The organism is Streptomyces canus, from assembly GCF_001514145.1.
In the GTDB taxonomy this organism is placed as follows: domain Bacteria; phylum Actinomycetota; class Actinomycetes; order Streptomycetales; family Streptomycetaceae; genus Streptomyces; species Streptomyces canus.
On sequence record NZ_KQ948665.1, the window covers coordinates 33,176 to 51,783 of the forward strand.

Sequence of the window (18,608 nt, forward strand, 5' to 3'; positions counted from 1 at the left end):
GAGAATTCACCGAGTACCGTCCTTTGCCTCGTACGAGTGGGTGAACCGCAGATGCCGCTGGGCCCCGTCCGCCCCAGTCCCCTGGTCGAACAGGCCGCCGAGCGACTGCGCGCGCAGATCACCGCGGGCCACTGGCCCGTGGGCACCAAGCTGCCCGGTGAGACCACGCTCGCGAAGGAACTGGGCGTCGGCCGCTCCACGGTCCGCGAGGCCCTGCGGGCGCTGGCCGGGGCGGGGCTGGTGCAGCCGAGACAGGGCGCGGGGGTCTTCGTCACCGCGACGCGGACGGTGGAGGACTGGCCCACGCGGCTGCGCCGGGCCGCGGTCACGGACGTCTACGAGGTCCGCATGGCGGTGGAGGTCCACGCGGCCCGCCTCGCCGCGCGCCGCCGTACCCCGGAGGACGTGACGGCGATGGAACGCGCGCTGGAGGGCCGACGGGCCGCCTCCGCATCCTCCGACGCGGCCTTCGTCGACGCGGACATCACCTTCCACGCGGCGGTGGTCGCGGCCGCGCACAACCCCGTACTCGCCGACCTGTTCAGGGAATTCACTCCCGTCCTGCGCGAGGGCCTGATCGAGTTGCTGGCCCTGACCGCCCTGCGCGACGACGACCCCAACACCGCGGACGAGGCCCACGCGGCACTGGTCCGGGCGGTGGCGGACGGGGACGCGGAGGGGGCGGCGGAGATTCTGCGGGCGGAACTGGAGGATCCGTTCGCGGGCTGAGCGTCGGGGAGGAACCGCCGCCGTACCGGCCCCCGGGCGATCACACGATGTCGAGCGGCCGGTGCGGTCCGGCCGGCGGTTCGATCCCGATCGTGTCCCCGGGACGCACCACACCTCCCACCGCGACGACCCCCATGATCCCGGACTTGAAGCGGGCGCTCCCGTCCGGACCCCGTCCGACGACCTCCTTCAGCAGGCCCTTGCGGAAGCCGTCGATCTGCGCACACGGATTCCGCAGACCGGTCACCTCGACGACGGCCTGGTCGCCCAGGTGCAGCAGGGTCCCCACCGAGAGCCCCAGCAGGTCGACGCCCCGCGTCGTCACGTTCTCCCCGAGCTGCCCGGCGCCGACCTCGAACCCGGCCACGCGGAGCTCCTCGAACAACTCCTCGTGCATCAGGTGCACCTGCCGCAGGTTCGGCTGCGAGGGGTCCTTCTTCATCCGGAAACGGTGCTTGACCGTCGCTCCGCCATGAACATCCCCCTCCACGCCGAATCCGGCGAGCAGCGTGATGCTCTCGCGGTTCGGCTTGGTGAAGGAGTACGTCCCGTTGCTGCTGACCGCAGCTATCTTCCCGCCCATGAGGACAGCCTACGATCAGGGCGCCGGTCAGAAGTCGGTCGCCCACTCGCGCAGGGCCGCCTTGCTCGCGAAGTCGGCGACGTTCTTGTCCACGGGGTCCTCGGTGTACTGGTGGAAGCGCCACTTGGCCTTGATGCGGGGCTTGCCGGCCGTGACGTAGTCGGCGATCCAGAGCCCGTCGCCGGCGTACGACGTGTTGTCCACGTCCAACCAGTAGTGCCGGTTGCAGTACAGGACGACCCGGTTGTTCGGGCGGAGCTGCTTCACCTTGCGGATGAAGCTGTCCTTCTCCGCGTTGCTCGCGTGGGTGCCGTCGCCCGTCGTCTCCCAGTCGACCGCCAGGATGTCGCCCCCCTTCTCGGGGGCGTGTTTGACGAAGTACTCGGCCTGGGCGGTGAGATTGCCGGGCCAGAGGAAGTGGTAGAAGCCGACGACCAGTCCGGCGTCACGGGCGTGCTTGGTCTGCGCGGAGAGTTTCGGGTTGGTGTAGGAACGGCCCTCCGTCGCCTTGATGAAGACGAAGGAGAGGCCCTCCGTGCTGTAGGTGGACGACTGGTAGGCGCTGACATCGATGCCGCGGAGCATGTGGGGGCTCCCTGAAGTTTGGCTGGGGGGACGGTAGTTGATGATGCCCCACATGCCGGCGGAGGAACCTCGTCTGCGCGCGGGCGCCGGTCCGGGCGGCACGGCAACCTGCGCCGACCGCGGGACACGCCGTACTGGTCCGTTGTGGCCGGAATGGAGCGAATTGTCGATGGGGGGACGTGTCGCCACTGCTCGCTCGCGCCCCACGATCGCCAGACCGGCGACCAAACTGCGTTTGCGGAACAGCGAGGGGGTGATCACCGGACGGCTGCTGCGCCGCTTGGAGGCGAGGCGCCACTGGCCGCCTGGTTGGACCTCGATCCGTGCCTCAGGACTTGAGGCTCGCAGTGGCCCTTTCCCGCGTCCATCCGAAGGCACGGCACACGGCAGCGGGCTTCGCCTCGACCATCGTGTCGACGAAACGGGCCGCCGCCCGTGCGTCGCGTTCGGCGCGGCTGCCGTGCGACGGCACGGAAAAGACCCGTGCGGTCAGTTCGATGACGCAGCTGGCCCAGCCGGGGCCCTCCTCGACACCATAGTTGGTGATCAGCAGGCGACGGCCGAGCTCGGTCATCACCTGGTCGAACCTCTTGCCCGTCGCTCCGACGGCATCGCGCAGCGCGCGAGTCGGCATCGGCCCTTCGTCGAGGAGAAGGCCCGCCAGGCGGTCGGCCTCCTCGGAGAGGCCGGTCGCCGAGAGAACGTCGTCCTCCTTGCCCTCGAACTCGTAGAGGTCCGCGAGCAGTTGGGTGGAGAGCAGGGTCTGCTTGCCGGAAAGGTAGCGGCCCAGCCAGGCGCGGCCCTGGACGGGCAGCGTGTCCTTCCAGGTCCACATCGCCTCCAGGTCCGGTCCCCACCCGGAGGGGAGGCGGGGGAGGGATTCGTCGCGTGAGGCCTCGCGCAGAGACGGGTAGCGAGCGGCCCCTCCGCCGAAGAGCAGCGAGATGTCGACATCCTCGATGTACTCCTGCGCCTCCTCCAGGGAGCGCAGCGGAGGGCCGTTCTGCCACCAGCGTTCCCGGCGTGCCTCGGTGACGGTGCCGCCTGCCACTCGAAATCCCCCCATGCGCTTCACACCGGACTTCCCGACACCTGTCCGCGTCCACCATGTGGACATTCGCGATGTGAACCTACGCGCCACGCCGATGCAAAACAAGCCTTGCTTGTCGGCTGGGAGTTGATGAATGATCAGGCCCGCCGCGGACCACAGGTCCCGACAACTGGGGGAACTTATGGGGAAGTTACTGATGGTTGGGTGCGGCTGGATGGGCCGCCCCTATCTGGGTCGGGCCCACGCGCGTGGCTTGGACGTGTCGGTCTTGGACACCTCAGCCGCACTGGGGTGGGAGGAGACCAAGGCCGCTCTGGGCCCGGGCGACCAGGTGTACCCGGTGACGGCGACGGACGACGAGGGCTGGCTGGCCGCGGCCACCACCGCCCTGGCTGATGCACCGGTGGCGGGCGTGCTGGGCTTCTCGGAGCAGCACATCGTCGCTGCCGCGATGCTGGCCGAGGAGTTGGGCCTGCCGGGGCCCGGGGTGCGAGCCGCAGTCACTTCCCGCAACAAGCTGATGCAGCGCGAGGTGTTCGGCCGGGCAGGCCTCAACCAGCCCGAGTACCTGCATGCCCGGGACGCGAGGACTGCCGAGTCGTTTGCGGCCGGCCGCTACCCGGTGGTGCTGAAACCTTTGTCCAGCATGGGCAGTCTGGGCGTGAGGATCGCTGCCGATCCCCACGAACTGCGGGCCTGGGTGAACGAGCAGCCCGGGAAGGCCTCGTTCCTGGTCGAGGAGTACCTCGACGGTCCCGAGTTCAGCGTCGAGGCTCTGGTCGTCGATGGCGCGCCGGTCTTCGAAAGCGTCACCGCGAAGACAACGACTGTGGCGCCCTACCGGGTCGAGCTGGCCCACCACGTACCCGCTGGTCTCGACACGGGGGACCGGAAGGCGATCTCGACACTGTTGCGACAGGTGATCGGGGCGCTGGGCATGCGTACCGGCGTCGTGCATTTCGAGCTCATCCTTTGCTCCCGTGGCCCGCACATCGTGGAGATCGCCACCCGCACGCCCGGTGACTACCTGATGGACGTCATCCAGGCCGCCACTGACGTCGACCTCTACGACGCCGCGGTCGCAGCGGCCTGCGGACTCCCGCTCAACCTGCCGCCCGGCGTGGCAGGGATCCCACCGCGGGTGGCCTCGGTCTGGTTCCCGACGCCCCCGGCCGGCACGGTGAGCGCCATCGAGGGCGTGGAGCGGGTGGAGAAGCTCCCCGGCGTGGTGAAGATCGAGATCGATGTGGCACCAGGCGACGAGGTCCACGAGCTGCGCTCCTCGATGGACCGAGTCGGCATGGTGGTCTACCAAGCCCCCGACCGGCGGGAACTCGATGCAGTGCTGGCCCGTGTGCGTGACGAGCTGCGCATCGCGGTGACTGCGTGAGCCGGTCCCCGGCTCACGGGGGAAGCGTCGTCCTGGTGGACCCGGCCATGACCGGGCACCCGTTCAAGGACGCCTGCCGCCGTCGGGCTCTGCCGACCATCTCGCTGTACACCCTGGACGAGACGCTGCTCGCGTCCTACGACCCCGACTACCAGCTTGACGACGAACAGGTCGTGCACGCCGCGGACGCGGATGAGGCCGTCGGTCGGCTGACGGGGCGGATCCGCGCGGTTGTCCCGACCACCGAGCCGTCGGTGGAGATCGGGGACCGGCTGAGCGAGCTGCTCGGGGTGCCGGGGAATCCGGCGGTCACCGCGTCGGCCCGGCGCTCCAAGGCGGCGATGCGAAGACACGCCGTGGATTCGGGCATCAGGGTTCCCGCCTTCGAGGTCGTCTCCCGGGACCAGGTCGCCGAGGCCGCGTCCCGGATCGGCTTACCGGCCATCGCCAAGCCGCAGCGTGGTGCGGGCTCGCACGGGGTGACCGTTCTCCCGGCTCTGGCAGACGTGGATGACCTTCCGGCTCACGACCTGTTCGGCGGCGTGAACGAGGAATGGCTGGTCGAGGAGTATGTGCGCGGCCGGGAGATCGCCGTCAACTGCTTCAGCCAGGACGGCCGCCACCGGGTGCTGGACATGTGGGAGTACCGGCAGCCCGGCAGCAGCGACTACGACCAGCCGTACTGGGACCTGGTCCAGCTCCGCCCGGACGATCCGGACTGGCCGACCGCGGAACGCTTCGTCCTGGAGGCGCTGGACGCCTACCAGGTGTGGCTGGGTCCCAGCCACACGGAGATCAAGACGGATGCCGCCGGCCCCTGCCTGGTGGAGCTGGCCAGTCGCCTTCCCGGCGCGCACATGACCGACCACTGGCGCCTGCACAGCGCCATCCGTCCCTACGACGACACCCTCGCCGCCTACCTGGGCGAGGACACAGGGTTGCTTTCCCGCGACCTCGGATTCGATGCGGCGCTGGGCATCTGCTGCCTGCGCAACGACGAACGGCCCGGAGTGCTCACGGAGCTGGCCGGCCTGGACGAGGTCCGGCTGGCGGCCGGGGTCGACGCTGTTTACCCCTGCGTCGCTCCCGGCGACTTCGTGCCCCTCACCCGCGATCTCGGATCCCTCACCGCTTTCGTGCTCGTCCACGGCCGGGACGCGGCCGAGGTCGACGCCCTGCTGCGCACTGTCCGTCAAAGCGTGCGATTGGAACTCAAATGATCAACCTCATGCCCGGCAAGACCCTGATGAAGTTCGACCGTCAGCTCCCCTTCTACAACTGGCTCTACCCGATGAAGGGCCAGGAGCTGGACACGGTCACGCACCACGAATTCCACTCCGGGATGCGGACAGAGGGAGTTCGGTCTCGCGCGCTCTACTTCCACATACCGTTCTGCGACACGATATGTACCTTCTGCACGCTCAATCGGGGCCTGGGGAGCACCGGGGACGAGCAGATCGAGACGTACGTTCAGGCACTGCTCAAAGAGATCGCACTCAAGGGCCGTTACGCCGAGGCCACTTCGATACCGATCCGTGCGATCTTCTTCGGTGGCGGCACGCCGACCACGCTGACCGCCGGTCAGATCACCCGTATCGGCCAAGCCGTGCGCGACCACTTCGACCTCTCCAAGCTGCAGGAGTTCACCTTCGAGGCCGAAGTCAAGAGCGTGACCGAGGAGAAGTGCGCGGCGATGCGGGACATCGGCGTGGACAAGGTCCGGTTCGGCCTGCAGAGCTTCGACCCGCTGTACCGCGAACTGTTCAACATCACCGCGACGATCGAGCAGGAGTATGCCGCGGTCGAGCTCTTCAAGCGGTACTTCGAGCACACGAGCTTCGACATGATCTACGGGATGCACGGACAGACGTTCGAGCAATTCTCCCGTGACATCGAATACGCAACGAGTCTCGGTACTCCGACGATGGAGCTGTACCCCATCAGCAACGTCGTCACCCAGGCACCGCTCCACCACTCCTACGCGGCGCGCGACCTGAAGCCGCCGAGCTTCATCGACAAGATGGCCATGACCATCTACCTGAATCAGTACATGCGCGCCTCGGGGTTCCAGCAGCACAACGGGCACGGCTATGTCCGCCTGCCCGAGGGGCAGCGGCCGACGACACCCTTCATCTCGCGCGACTACCTCAACCTGTACAACACCCACACCTGGTCGTACCACGACGACGAGCTGATCGGTCTGGGCAACAGCGCCATCTCGCAGGTCGCCAACTACACCGTGATGAACGACGAAAACCGCGTCACGTACGTCAAGAACCTGCTGGAGAACGACGACGTGAAGATCAACCTCACTGTCGGCGACGGCATCCCCTACGAGCGGGGAATCATCCTGCATCTGCCCTACTTCGGCTGGCTCGACAAGAGCCGCATCGCCTGGGAGCACATCCCCGACGAACTCACCGGCAAGCTCGCCCTGCTGGTCTCCGAGGGAATGCTGGAGGAGGACGCGGAGGAGTTCCGGATCACCGAGCTGGGCTGGGTCTGGTACGCCAACATGATGTACTACCTCTCGCCGGCCTCGGACCAGAAGGTGCTGGACGAGTTCACCGCTCTCAAGCGCAGGACCAAGGGCCTCACCGACGGCGACGACCGCATGCTTCCCCTGCTCCCGATCGCTTCGGCCCAGTGAACGAGCCCGCCGGCAAGAAGGCTCCGCCACTGTGGCAGGTCGACGGTACGCAGGCGCTGCTCGCGGCCGGCTCGCTGCTCAACGCCATCGCGTTCTTCGCGGCCATGCCCTTCGCATCGATCTATCTGGCCTCCCACACCTCGTTGTCCGAGGTGTCCATCGGGGCCGTCGTCGGATCCATCGCGCTCGTCGCCTCGGTCGGCGGCGTCCTGGGCGGGATGCTCGTCGACCGCTTCGGCACCGTGCCCATGATGGTCCTGGGGCTCTCCGCGTATGTGGGCATCTACGTGGGACTCAGTGTGGTGGACGGGGCGGCCGCGATCGTCTGCCTGCTCCTGGGGCTGGGCGTGGCCCGCCTCTTCGTGGAGCCCGGCGGCAAGAAACTGATGTCGCTCGCGGCCGACGAGGACGGTCGTATCTTCCGCGTGCGCTACATGGTCCTGTGCTTCGGCGGCATCGTCGGTCCGGCGATCGGCGGAGTCCTCTACAACATCAGCGTCGTCGCGTTCTTCGCCGTTCCGGCCACGTTCTACACAGGCTACCTTCTGCTGATTCTGGCCCGCCGCAAGCGGCTTGCGGCGCTCGAGGGCGGCGCCGAGGACAGAAGTCCGCGCTTCCCGCTCCGCGCTGCTCTGCGCGACAGGCTGCTGCTCGCCGCGACGGCCGCCGGGCTGGTCATCTTCTTCGTGTTCTCCCAGTTCGAGTCGATGATTCCGCTGTATATCGCGGGCGAGTGGGGCGAGGACGCCGTGCGTTACTTCGCAGGCCTCTTCATCGCCAACGCCGTATTGGCGTTGCTGCTCCAGGTACCCATCGTGTGGCTGTCGCGGAAGGTGCAGCCAAACCTCATGGTCGTCATCGGCTGCGTCGGTTTCGCCCTGTCGTTCCTGTGCTTCTACGCCGCCGCTACCGAAGGCCTGTTCATGCTCTACCTGGGCATCGTCTTCTGGACCGTCGGTGAGGGCGTGCTGTTGCCGCTGCCCGACATCGCCGTCCACGAGATCGCGCAAGACGACCGCAAAGGCACTTACTTCGGCGTCGCCGAAATCCGCTACCTCGGGTTCTTCGCCGGCCCCTTCGTCGGCGGACTGCTGCTGGGCGGCGACGCCGTCTACTTCGTGGTGATGGCCCTGTCGATATTCGTGTGCGCGCCGCTGCTGATGTCGAGGCGCAAGACCGCGGTGAGCAACGGACGAACGGAGGTGACCGTCGGTGCGGACGTATGACGACGGCCTGATCCTGCTGGCGCACCGGATTCCAGCCCAGGTCACGCCGGTGGGCGAGTGGCTGGCCGAGGTGGCGGACCGGGTCGTGCTCATCACCAGTGAGGAGGCCGGGCCGGGATACGCCGGCCAGTTCGGCGAGGTGATACCGGTCGCCGACTACTCCGGTTCAGACGCCGTGATCGCCCATGTCGACCGGCTGTGCGCCAAGCACCCTGTGTCCGCCGTCGTCCACGGGACCGAGGATGACATCCTGCGGCTCGCCCGGGCGCGCGACCGGCACGGGATCGCCGGACTCACCGGGGCGGACGCGTTGGTCTTTCGGGACAAGCACGCCATGAAGACCGCTGTGGCCGCGGCCGTGCCGACGCCCCGGTTCCTCGCCCCCGCCGCAAACGCCGACGCCCAGGAGTTCGCAGAGCGGGCCGGCTGGCCGGTGGTCGTCAAGCCGCGGCTGGGCTACGGATCGCGTGGCGTCGCCGTGGTCCACGACGTGGGCGAACTGACGGCCCAGCTGTCCGGCCACGATCCGGACGACGTTCTGATCGAGGCTTACCTGCCGGGTGCTGTCCACCATGTCGACGGCTTCATGCAGGAGGGCAAGGTGCTCTTCGCCCTTCCCTCACGTTATGTCAACTCGTGTCTGTCCTTCGCGGACGGAGAGAGTCTGGGCAGTGCCCAGCTCGACGAGCACGACCCGCTCGGGGAGCGCCTCGTCGACTTCGCCGAGAGAGTCGTCGCCGCTCTCCCCCCGACCGGGTTCACCCCCTTTCACCTCGAGGTGTTCCTCCACGAGGACACGGAGGAGCTGTACTTCTGCGAGATCGGTGCGCGCCTGGGCGGGGGGCACGTGTACGAGACGCTCACCCTCAGCACGGGAGTCAACCCTGTCGAGCTCTGGTTCCGGGACCAGGCCGGGGTGAGCTGCGGCGACGTCCCCGTCGCCCGTGGACTCGAGTGCTACGGCTGGCTCCTCGTGCCCCCGCGCCGGGGCACTTTGGAGGAGATCACGGACATGCGCCTGCCCGATTCGGTGGTCCAGTGCCGCCTGCCCGACGAACTCCCCGCCGCCTACACCGGGGCCACGGCGTCGACGGACGCCGTCGTGTCGTTCGTCGTACGCGGCACCGACAACGCGGCGGTGGAAGCCGCTCTGCACGAGTGTGCGCAATGGGCCTCGGACGCTCTGCGGTGGTCGGTATGAGCGAGTACGCCTTCTCCGGGACCCATGTGCTGTGCGATGTCGTGGGCATCGCCGCAGAGCGGATCAAAGACAACGAGCTGATTCTCGAGGCCGTCAGGAAGGGCATCGAGGCCAGTGGGGCGGAACTGTGCGGGGTGCAGACCAAGGAGTTCGAACCGGTGGGCGTCACGGCGGTGTACGTCCTCGCCGAGTCGCACGTGTCGGTGCACACCTATCCCGAGCAGGGAGCGTTGTTTCTGGACGCCTTCACCTGCGGCACGCGCTGTGATCCGCAGCGCATCGTGGACATGGTCCTCGAAGCGCTCGGGTCGTGCGAGCACCGCACCAGCGTGCTGAGTCGTGGGGAGCCGGTCCGCGTCCTGGCTTCCGCGGGGTACGCCGCATGATCGGCGAGGAGGTCCGGGCGGCACACGAGGAACTCGTCCGGCGCGGCACGGGTCTGGGGGCGGCCTGTGAGGCCACCGCGGACGCCACCAGCCGTCAGCGGGTCGGCTCGGACGCGCATGCGGCCCTGGACGCCTGGGAGAATCGATTCCTCTCGTTATTCCCCTACACGGAAGTAGTCACGCACTTCCAGTCGGTGGGGCGCGCCCAGGCGGATCCGGCCCTGGTGCGGCGCCTCTCCTCCATCCCCGCGAACCGGCAGGACGCGTTCCTGGCGGCTTGGCTCCCGATGACCCGTGACCAGGAGACCGGAGGATACGTCACCTACGCGGGCCTGCGTCCGCACCTGCTGGCGACAGGAGCCGATCACGGCGAGGATGTCGATGCAGCCCCGCCGCACGGTGGCGGGCGCAACCGGCTCCGTTCCCGCCTGGACGAACTCACCGTGGCGGTCCTGGGCGACCTCCTCCGCACGGAGGCAGCGGCAGCCCGGTTGGGGGCACCGGTGCCCGCGGTCCGCACTCGTCTCCGAGCGACGGCGCGACTGCTGGTCCTGTCCGGCGAACTCGCCCCCGACTACCCGCTCGACCCGTCCGGCACCGCTGACGTAGCCGCGGCTCTGGCGCGGACGCAGGACTCTCTGGAGCCGCTGGCCGAGGCATCGGAACGCGCCGCGAAGACCGTCCTGGAGCTGGTGTCCCCCTTGCTGGCGCAGTCCGTTGCCCGTTCCTTGCTTCCGGTCACCCGCCTGCACGACGAGATCATGTTCATCCGCTCCATCCAGGTGTTCGAAGCGCTGTACGAGCAGATCGGACTGGCCGTCACCGAATCGCGCGACGCCCTCCTCGACGGGCGGCTCGACGAGGCGGCCGACGCCCTGGCCACCGTCACCGATCGGATGACCGTGCTCCCGGCCCTGTTCCGGCTTTTGAGCACCATGCCGGTCGAGTCGTTCGCGGTGATCCGCGGGTACACCAGCGGCCGCAGTGCGGTCCAGTCCCGCTCTTACCGGCGCATCGAAGCGGCGTGCGCGCCCCGCCCACCGTCCGGTGTCGAGGACGCCTTGTGGACCGGACCGACCCTTCAGGAGGTATGGACCGACGTCTGCACCCGCCCTGGCGCAGACCGGCTCACCGAGCAACTCAGGCGCCTGGACACGTCATGGCGCGGGATGAAGCGCAGCCACTGGGGCATCACGCTGCGCATCATCGGCGAGGTCCCCGGCACCGGCGGCACCGCCGGGGCCTCCTACTTGAAGACCACCTCCGAGGCACCGCTGTTCCCGGCGCTGAAGGGGAAGGGAGAACGTTGACAAAGGAAGAGGCAACCGCAGTCCGGCACAACGAGCTGCTCCGCCGCAAGATCATGGGATACCTGGTGTCCCGGTCCGTCTCCGCCGTCTGCGAACTCGGCGTCCCCGACCGCCTCGCGGATGGACCGTTGCCGGTGGCCGAACTCGCGCCGGCGGTGGGGGCACATCCCGGAGCGCTCGGCCGATTCCTCCGGGTGCTCGCCGGAGAGGACCTGTTCGACGAGGTGGCGCCGGACGTCTTCGGTCTCACTCCGCTCGGCACCCTGCTGTGTGCAAACACCCCGGGCTCGCTACGCGAGTTGGTGGAGCTGATGGGCGGCGAGGCCTACCGGGTCTGGGAGGCCGCGGATCACTCGCTGCGCACCGGGGAAGCCGCATTCCCCGCTGTCTTCGGTCAGCCCTACTTCGAGTGGCTCACCGAACACCCCGACGCCGCCAAGCGCTTCGACCAGGGGCAGGCCGGACTCGTCGAGCTGCGGTTGCTGCCGTTGCTGGGCCTCGACTGGTCCGGCGTCGGCACCGTCGTCGACATCGGGGGAGGCACCGGCGCTCTGCTGATCCGGCTGCTGACCGGCAACGCCCATCTGCGGGGAACGGTGTTCGACCTGCCCCATGTGGTGGCCGCCGCGGCCCCGGCGCTGGCCGACGCCAAAGTCGCCGACCGGGCCACCGTCGCCGAGGGCGACTTCTTCGAGCGGCTCCCGCGGGGCGCCGATGTCTACGTCCTGTCGCAGATTCTCCACGACTGGGCGGACCGTGACGCCGTGCGCATCCTGCAAAGGTGCCGCGAGGCCATGGACGCCGACTCCCGCCTGCTCATCGTCGAGCATGTGCTCCCGGACAACGCCGGGGCCGGCGCCGCGGGGCTGCTCGATCTGCACATGCTGGTGCTGCTGGGTGGCCAGGAGCGGACCCGGCCCCAGTGGGAGAGCCTGCTGGCCCGGGGCGGCTTCCGCCTCACATCCGTCACCGAGGGACCGCGGTCCTCGGTACTGGAAGCTCGGACATGACGTGACGGACATCGTTCTCACGGGCGGCCGAGTGATGGGTCATGAGCACGCGGACACGATCGTCCTGCGCGAGGACCGCGTACTCGCGACGGGCTGCGCGCGGGACCTGCTCACTGTGGCGGGCAAGGAAGCCCAAGTGGTACACACCGAGGGCCGGTTGGTCATGCCCGGCTTCCAGGACGCCCATGTGCATCCGATGGCGGCCGGAATGCTCGAGTCCTGGTGCGACCTGAGCGACGCCGTCGGCCTCGACGACGCGCTGATGCGGGTGGGTGCGTACGCCCGGCGGCACCCGGATCTCCCGTGGATCGTCGGGGGCGGCCTCACCTCGGCGTTCCTGCCCGATGGCACACCGGTGGCCGAACTGCTTGACACGGTCGTACCAGACCGGCCCGTCCATCTCCTGGGCTCGGACCTGCACGACGCGTGCGTGAACAGCGCGGCACTGACCAGCGCCGGCATCGGCGCGCATACGCCGGACCCGTTGTTCGGCGCCATAGGCAGGGACATCGGCGGCCGGCCGACGGGCCTGCTGCACGAGGCGGCGGCCGACCTGGTGGGGCGGCACGTCCCCCCGCCGGACCGAGTCACGCAGGAGAACGCACTGCTCACGGCTCAGCGTCTGCTGCACCGGTACGGCATCACCGCATGGCAGGACGCACTGGTCGGCCCCTATCTCGGCCTGCCCGACCCGCTCCCCGCCTACCTGGAGCTGGCCCGCCGGGGCGAGGTGACCGGCGCTGTGTCACTGGCATTGTGGTGGGACCCGTGTCGGGGACTCGAACAGATCGAGGAACTGCGTGAACGACGTTCACTGGCCCGCGTCGTGGGGCTTCCCGCCGAGCATGTGAAGATCATGCAGGACGGCATCTGCGAGAACGGATGGGCGGCGCTGCTCTCGCCGTATCTCGACAGGTCCGTCACCCCGCCAGGCCGGCTGGACGCCACGGAGCTGCGCGAGGCCGTGACCGCGTTGGTCCGGTCGGGGTTCTCCGTGCACTTCCACGCCGTGGGAGACAGGGCGGTGCGCGAATGCCTCGACGCCGTCGAGGCGGCGGGCCCCTCCTTGGGCCGGCGGCACCACATCGCCCACGTACAACTCGTCGACGACGCCGACCTGTCCAGGTTCGCCGAACTCGACGTGACGGCGAACGTGCAGCCGCTGTGGGCGGCGGAGATCCCGCACATGCGGAAGACCTACGAGCCGATGCTCGGCCCGCGCCGCGTGGACCGGCAGTACCCCTTCGCGGGTCTGACGCGGGCCGGTGCGCGGCTGGCGGCCGGCAGCGACTGGCCCGTCAGCAGCCCGAATCCGCTCTGGGGCGCCTACGTCGCGGCCACCCGGCTGCCGGCTCTGGCCAGCGCTCCTTGGATGGGACCGGACTACCGGCCGGCCCCGTTCAACCCGCAGGAGCGGATCGGCGTGCCGGAGATCCTCCGGGCCTACACGGCCGGCTCGGGCCATCTGCACGGGCGTTCGGCCACCCTGGCGCCGGGCTCCCCTGCCGACGTCGTGGTCCTCGACGTCGATGTGCTGCGGGAGGGACCGGACGCCTTGTGCGAGGCACAGGTGGACCTCACGATCGCCGGCGGCCGACTCGTCCACGACCGGCTGGCGGGACAGCAGCAGAACCCACCGGCGCGGGCCGCTTAACGGCCGAACAGCAGGAAGAAATCGACCACTTGACGGTGATGAGGTTCCGTCCCGCCGGGCGCCGCTTGCTCCGAGCGCTGCTCTGCGGGCCGTACATCTGGAGAGGAAAGCAGTCATGACGACGACCCAATTGTCCGTGCAGTCCCCCACGACCGGCGCCAGCACCCGGGTCGAGGGGTGGAATTGCGGACTTGTTACCCCCGAAGTCGTCTGGAAGGGAGTGATCGGCGCTGTCCGCGCAGTCATGGCGGGCGACGACCAGCGCGAGCTGATCAAGATCACCGTGGGCGGTGACGTGCTCTCCGACCATGCCGTGATGCCGGCTCCGGACGGCAGCGAATCGCCGGACGCGTGGCTGACCCGGATGCAGCAGAAGTTCGGCGCGGAGACCCCGATTCTGCTCTACGCGCGCGAACTGGCCTCCCACGAGAGGAGTCTGTTCGACCTGCTGGTCTCCGCCTTCGGCCGCCCGGTTTTCGAGGAGCACGGGCTGGTCCGGGGAAACATAGACATCGAGGTGTTTCTGGGCGAGTACCGCGCCACCCCTGGCGGCATTCACCGCGAGCAGTGCGGCAACAGCCACTTCGTCCTCCAGGGACGCAAGTACATGCATTTCTGGCACGGCGAGGACTGGATACCCGAGACCGCCGGCTGGCGGGCGGCGGAGGGCGACAACGCCATCGACCCGGAGGAGTACCTGCCCTCCCTGCAGGTGCCTGAGGTGGTCGACCGCGGCACCTCGCTGATCGCTTCGGCCGGTGAGTTCTTCACCTGGGACCCGGGAACCTGGCATGTGGCCGAGACGGTCGGCCCGGCCTTCGCCGTCAACATCGCGCGCTACACCAGGTCGTTCGTTCCCGGGGAGGGGGCCTATCCCTTCGCTGCGGAGCCCGACGGCCGGGTGAGCATCGAATGGCTCGAGGGCTATCGAGACTTCCTCGGCGGCAAGGCCGACCTGGCTGCGGCGCTGGCCGCTGCCTCCGCCTACGGGCTTGCGGGGGCGGATCCGGAGCACAAGGAGACCACCGATCCGCGCCGGGTGGCGGTCTCCAGCCATGCGCGCCGTCTGTGGTACGAGTCGCGGGGCTCCGTGCGGGTGGCCGCCCACGGCAGGAGCAGTGTCTTTTCCGCCTCCGTACTGCCCTGGCTGGTCGATCTCGCCGACCTGCCGTACGAAGCCATCTGTGAAGTTCCCGCCGACCCGGACACCCGCGCTCTCGCCCGGTTCCTGGTGGAGAACAACTCCTTGCGAGCCGTCCAGGGCTTGGCGTAAGGCCCGGCGGCCGGGGCGGGCCGGGCCGCGGTGCGGGAGTCGGGGAGAGTCCAGGGGACTTTGCGGGGACTCTCACGTCTGTACCAGGGACGTTCCCGACAGCGCTGAAAGAAACGAATACGCTGGTCAGGGCCTATTTCCCTAGCACTCGATGATGTTCACCGCCAGCCCGCCCCGGGCCGTCTCCTTGTACTTCACGTTCATGCTGGCGCCGGATGCGATGAGTTCCTTGACCTGCGGATTCAAGGTAAGTTTCTTGATCCACTCGGAGGCTGGGGACTTCTCGGGGACAAACTGCGGTTGATCTTGCTCCAGCCATGCGTCCATCGCGGCCAGGCCGCGCCGACCGGCCCCGGGCATGAAGTGAGCGTAGTGGTCGAGCGTGATCTTTGGAGAAGAGTGCCCCAGCCATGTGGACAGGCTGACGATCGACTCGCCCGCCTCCAGCTGCACGCTGGCATAGGTGTGCCGAAGGACGTGGAACATGTCCTCGCGCTGAGCCGCGTAGATGGGAGTCCGCCGGATCCGGCTGCCGTCCCGGCGGACCTTCTCGCCCACGGCCGTGATGAAACCGGCTGCTGCCAGGGCCGGCTTCCAGCTGCGGTCGTTCCATGTCCGGTAGTAGATGCGGTTGCCATGTGACGTCGTAAACACCAGCTGCACAGTGATGGGCTTCCGTTGCCGGGCCTCCAGGGCGTTGGTGGACGGCTCTGGGTTTCGCCACGGCAAGGTGCATGGGGTGGGCGGGAAGCGCCGGAAGTGGTCGCGTGCTCGGGCGGCGAGGTTGGGGGACAGCGGTATTTCGCGCGTCTTGCCGCCCTTTGGGAGGCAGAAGTACGGCCTCCCCTTGATGTCCCACCTGAGCTGGCGCCGGACGTGCACGACTTTCGCCTCGAAGTCGAAGTCGTCTTCGGCCAGACCAAAGGCTTCACCTTGGCGCAGACCGAGGCCGAGCCCGATATCGACCGCGAACTTGTAGCGGTCCTGAAGGTGGAGCCGGACAGCGTCCACGACCGTCCGCGTCCATGCCTTCGCCTTCTTCTCTGTACGCCGCGGAGGCTTGACGCTCTTGTGGACCTTGATCGGGTTCCGCAGCAGCCGCTTGTCGTCGACGGCGCTGTTGAGGATGGATGAAAGGTGGCCCCAGATCACCTCGGCGGTCGAGCTCTCGACCCGGGCCAGCAACTCGGCAGCGAACGAGCGCAGAGCCGAGGCGTCAATCTCCCGGAGGGCGAAGTCGCCCAGGATCGGAATGATGTGGTTCCAGATGCGGCTGCGCATGGGATCCGCAGTCGACGGCTCGTCCGTCCGGCTCGGCCACCAGTGGTCGATGATGTAGTTGGTGAGGGAGATCTCGCCGTCGCGTGGGTCGACGAACTCGCCCCGCCTGGTGTCGGTGTTCGCGGTGGCGAGCCACTGCTTGGCGTCCTCGCTGGTGTCGAAGGCGCGGTCCTGGACACCGGGAATCCCCTTAGCCACGTTCGCAGACCAGGGAGGCAAAACCAACTCCGCTCCGGGACACCGAAACTTCGCATGAATCGGCTTCGTCGTACGCGGCGAGTAGATTTCTCCTTTGTAGCTCATGGTCTGCCAGCCTTCTCCAGGCGCTATCGCTGAAAGGGAGTGAAATGCTGTGATGCGCCTTTTCTAGCGAATTGCCGATATCGTCGCGCAATGTGATCAACAGTTCCGCCTTCGTGTCTGGCGGACCGTCGATTGAGAGGCTTGCCCGGCCATCCCAGAGCTCGGTCAGTTTCGGACGCGCTGGAGTGGCAAACAGCCGGATACCTGCTCCCTCGGTGGTTTCACCTAGGCTCGTGTGAGGGTCGCAGATCGTAACCGAGAGTGAACCACTAACACCGGCTGCGCCCACCTCTGAGTTCAAAAGCGTAATGTCAACCTCGTGGGTGCCCACGGTGAGGTCCTCAAGGGCAAATATCAATTCATGCCCACCAGCTGGCCACTCAAGCACAATCGGGTGTCCACCATCGACGGTCACTGCGCACATTTCTGTGGCCCGATTGGATCGCACCGCGAGCAGGGCCGGCTCCCCGGCTAGCCACTCGACAGCACCTTCCCCGTCCCAGGAACCGGGTACGAGTCCGACCGGCCGAATCGATACATCTGTCACCACCGACAACTCGGCAGCCGCAAGCTTGGCAATTTCCGCTTCGTGGATTACTTCGGGCATTGCTAACTCGAAGGCGTGTATTCCGTTAGCCAGTGCTGTCGCTTCGTTAATGTACGGCACTGCGGGCGGTTTACTGTCGAGTTGGCCGACCAAGAAATATTCGTGGCCTGGTCGCACGAATTTTCCCTTGACCTCTATAGCCAGCCCACCCAGGAGCTTTCGGAAAACCCACCACGGGCCCTGCGTGATGGAGCAATTCTCTGCGATCAGACTGTTCACGACCGACGAACCCCGCTCCAGTTGGATGATCGGGTTCTCGGGTCGAGGCCATGCGGACAAGGCCACTTCGCCCGGGTACAGCATTTTTCCGCTGGGAAGCGGTTTCCGACGGCCCTCAATTTTTGGTCGGAGAGTCCGAAGTTCCTGGCTAACTTGGTTCTGCCGACCTTGCAGCGGTGTGAGATCAGGAAGGTCCAAGTAAGGGCGCCAGCCGCTGTCTTCCTGTCGTAGGAGAAGCTTCGGGTTGGCGGCAGCTGTGAGTGGCTGCGCTCGATTCACGGGCCCTGTACGCGAGTTGATGGGGAGAAAGCCCCTTGAACGTACCAAGTTGGCCGAGTGCTTGGCGCGGGTCAACCAGGTTCGTGATTGACGCTCGTTGGTTAGGTCATCGACAAGGCGAGTGAGTGTCGATTGCACCAAGTACGGGGAGCTCTCGTCGTCACCTGAGAGCATTGCGGCGGCCACCTGCCCGAGGAGGCTCTGGTTGCTGCAGAAAATCTGGAAACGCTCACTATATCCACCCGTGCGCGAAGCCAGGCACGCGCCCAGAGCGTTGGGATCGCTAAGAAGATTTGCGGTCAACACCGCGCGCGATTCAAACAGAAGCTGCGCCAACTGCCGTTGAAGATCGGCCGGTATGATGGCGTGGGTGATTGGCCAGGCAATGATGTTAAAGTTGGCCGCAAACCCTCCCTTCGGCTCGGCCCCGCCATAGTCGGCTGCGAATTGCTTGAACCACTGCTTTATGCGTTGGCGGTTAGTGGCCAAGCTCCAGCCAGGAGTGCTTTCCCAGCCCGGTGTCTGCTGGGCGAAGAGCGGCCAGTACTCATCGCCAACGTACCTATAGCCAATCTCTGCCGCATGTACTACAAACGGCAACCATCAAGTGCGGGAGCGAGTATCAAGTCCCTGACTGACAGCCCCACGCACCGCCGCTAGAAGCAACTCGAAGTCGCTACTGCTGAGGTCATGCTCCAGTGCAAAGACAGGAGCCGCCGGGTGCAGCGCCTGACGGTGTTCGTGGAGGGTCCGGAAGTGGTCATGCAATCGCATGTGCAGATACTTGAGAATCGCTACCGAACCGTCACGTGCCGTCCCCCTCACGCTTGGTGTCACCTCTCTCGGGTCTTGCTTTGCCGTAGAGACAGTG

Annotated in this window: 16 protein-coding genes; 11 read left to right on the forward strand and 5 right to left on the reverse strand. The window is 67.4% G+C overall.

Translation table 11 applies throughout. The annotated features are described in order from the left end of the window. Positions 1 to 51: 51 nt before the first annotated feature. Complete coding sequence (locus tag AQJ46_RS29110) at positions 52 to 729, forward strand: FadR/GntR family transcriptional regulator (protein WP_057616805.1); 678 nt, start codon at positions 52 to 54, stop codon at positions 727 to 729. Positions 730 to 769: 40 nt separating this feature from the next. Here AQJ46_RS29110 and AQJ46_RS29115 read toward each other — a convergent pair whose 3' ends face one another. The 3 genes from AQJ46_RS29115 to AQJ46_RS29125 form a co-directional block, all read right to left on the reverse strand. Next, complete coding sequence (locus AQJ46_RS29115) at positions 770 to 1,312, reverse strand: MOSC domain-containing protein (protein ID WP_057616280.1); 543 nt, start codon at positions 1,310 to 1,312, stop codon at positions 770 to 772. A 27-nt stretch (positions 1,313 to 1,339) separates the two neighbouring features. Next, on the reverse strand, positions 1,340 to 1,897 hold the full coding sequence (locus AQJ46_RS29120; protein WP_059208401.1) for a glycoside hydrolase family 25 protein: 558 nt from the start codon (positions 1,895 to 1,897) through the stop codon (positions 1,340 to 1,342). Between the two features lie 328 nt (positions 1,898 to 2,225). Then, positions 2,226 to 2,963 (reverse strand): AlkZ-related protein, encoded by a 738-nt coding sequence (locus AQJ46_RS29125; RefSeq protein WP_059208630.1) that lies wholly within the window; start codon positions 2,961 to 2,963, stop codon positions 2,226 to 2,228. A gap of 199 nt (positions 2,964 to 3,162) precedes the next feature. Here AQJ46_RS29125 and AQJ46_RS29130 point away from each other — a divergent pair, with 199 nt between their 5' ends. The 10 genes from AQJ46_RS29130 to AQJ46_RS29175 all read left to right on the forward strand — a co-directional run bounded on the left by AQJ46_RS29130 (position 3,163) and on the right by AQJ46_RS29175 (position 15,048). Continuing rightward, complete coding sequence (locus AQJ46_RS29130) at positions 3,163 to 4,338, forward strand: ATP-grasp domain-containing protein (protein WP_059208402.1); 1,176 nt, start codon at positions 3,163 to 3,165, stop codon at positions 4,336 to 4,338. Positions 4,339 to 4,385: 47 nt separating this feature from the next. Beyond that, complete coding sequence (locus tag AQJ46_RS29135; protein ID WP_059208631.1) at positions 4,386 to 5,558, forward strand: ATP-grasp domain-containing protein; 1,173 nt, start codon at positions 4,386 to 4,388, stop codon at positions 5,556 to 5,558. Between the two features lie 8 nt (positions 5,559 to 5,566). After that, positions 5,567 to 6,988 (forward strand): coproporphyrinogen-III oxidase family protein, encoded by a 1,422-nt coding sequence (locus AQJ46_RS29140; protein WP_159064061.1) that lies wholly within the window; start codon positions 5,567 to 5,569, stop codon positions 6,986 to 6,988. Further along, positions 6,985 to 8,214: an MFS transporter gene (locus AQJ46_RS55550; protein WP_063803857.1), complete on the forward strand. Its 1,230-nt coding sequence runs from the start codon at positions 6,985 to 6,987 to the stop codon at positions 8,212 to 8,214. The genes AQJ46_RS29140 and AQJ46_RS55550 overlap by 4 nt, the downstream gene beginning before the upstream one ends. Beyond that, positions 8,201 to 9,415, forward strand: coding sequence for an ATP-grasp domain-containing protein (locus AQJ46_RS29150; protein ID WP_059208404.1), 1,215 nt, complete (start codon positions 8,201 to 8,203; stop codon positions 9,413 to 9,415). Before AQJ46_RS55550 ends, AQJ46_RS29150 begins: the two co-directional genes overlap by 14 nt. Then, positions 9,412 to 9,801 carry an adenosylmethionine decarboxylase gene (speD, locus tag AQJ46_RS29155; RefSeq protein ID WP_063803860.1) on the forward strand — a complete coding sequence of 130 codons (390 nt, stop codon included), beginning with the start codon at positions 9,412 to 9,414 and terminating at the stop codon, positions 9,799 to 9,801. Before AQJ46_RS29150 ends, speD begins: the two co-directional genes overlap by 4 nt. Continuing rightward, positions 9,798 to 11,111 carry a tryptophan 2,3-dioxygenase gene (locus tag AQJ46_RS29160; protein ID WP_059208406.1) on the forward strand — a complete coding sequence of 438 codons (1,314 nt, stop codon included), beginning with the start codon at positions 9,798 to 9,800 and terminating at the stop codon, positions 11,109 to 11,111. The genes speD and AQJ46_RS29160 overlap by 4 nt, the downstream gene beginning before the upstream one ends. Next, positions 11,108 to 12,121, forward strand: coding sequence for a methyltransferase (locus AQJ46_RS29165; protein ID WP_208617005.1), 1,014 nt, complete (start codon positions 11,108 to 11,110; stop codon positions 12,119 to 12,121). The genes AQJ46_RS29160 and AQJ46_RS29165 overlap by 4 nt, the downstream gene beginning before the upstream one ends. Position 12,122: 1 nt before the next feature. Then, positions 12,123 to 13,775 carry an amidohydrolase gene (locus AQJ46_RS29170; protein ID WP_059208407.1) on the forward strand — a complete coding sequence of 551 codons (1,653 nt, stop codon included), beginning with the start codon at positions 12,123 to 12,125 and terminating at the stop codon, positions 13,773 to 13,775. Between the two features lie 115 nt (positions 13,776 to 13,890). After that, a complete protein-coding gene (locus tag AQJ46_RS29175; protein ID WP_159064062.1) occupies positions 13,891 to 15,048 on the forward strand; it encodes a hypothetical protein in 1,158 nt (385 codons plus the stop codon). 141 nt (positions 15,049 to 15,189) lie between these two features. On the opposite strand, the gene AQJ46_RS29180 is transcribed toward AQJ46_RS29175, so the two are convergent. Beyond that, positions 15,190 to 16,554 (reverse strand): tyrosine-type recombinase/integrase, encoded by a 1,365-nt coding sequence (locus tag AQJ46_RS29180; RefSeq protein ID WP_225887417.1) that lies wholly within the window; start codon positions 16,552 to 16,554, stop codon positions 15,190 to 15,192. Further along, positions 16,520 to 18,337 carry a hypothetical protein gene (locus AQJ46_RS55555; RefSeq protein ID WP_159064063.1) on the reverse strand — a complete coding sequence of 606 codons (1,818 nt, stop codon included), beginning with the start codon at positions 18,335 to 18,337 and terminating at the stop codon, positions 16,520 to 16,522. Before AQJ46_RS55555 ends, AQJ46_RS29180 begins: the two co-directional genes overlap by 35 nt. Positions 18,338 to 18,608 lie beyond the last annotated feature (271 nt).

Coding starts and splice junctions, on each gene's coding strand:
- AQJ46_RS29110 (WP_057616805.1), top strand. CDS start 52: ATGCCGCTGGGCCCCGTCCGCCCCAGTCCCCTGGTCGAACAGGCCGCC.
- AQJ46_RS29115 (WP_057616280.1), bottom strand. CDS start 1,312: ATGGGCGGGAAGATAGCTGCGGTCAGCAGCAACGGGACGTACTCCTTC.
- AQJ46_RS29120 (WP_059208401.1), bottom strand. CDS start 1,897: ATGCTCCGCGGCATCGATGTCAGCGCCTACCAGTCGTCCACCTACAGC.
- AQJ46_RS29125 (WP_059208630.1), bottom strand. CDS start 2,963: ATGGGGGGATTTCGAGTGGCAGGCGGCACCGTCACCGAGGCACGCCGG.
- AQJ46_RS29130 (WP_059208402.1), top strand. CDS start 3,163: ATGGGCCGCCCCTATCTGGGTCGGGCCCACGCGCGTGGCTTGGACGTG.
- AQJ46_RS29135 (WP_059208631.1), top strand. CDS start 4,386: ATGACCGGGCACCCGTTCAAGGACGCCTGCCGCCGTCGGGCTCTGCCG.
- AQJ46_RS29140 (WP_159064061.1), top strand. CDS start 5,567: ATGCCCGGCAAGACCCTGATGAAGTTCGACCGTCAGCTCCCCTTCTAC.
- speD (WP_063803860.1), top strand. CDS start 9,412: ATGAGCGAGTACGCCTTCTCCGGGACCCATGTGCTGTGCGATGTCGTG.
- AQJ46_RS29160 (WP_059208406.1), top strand. CDS start 9,798: ATGATCGGCGAGGAGGTCCGGGCGGCACACGAGGAACTCGTCCGGCGC.
- AQJ46_RS29175 (WP_159064062.1), top strand. CDS start 13,891: ATGACGACGACCCAATTGTCCGTGCAGTCCCCCACGACCGGCGCCAGC.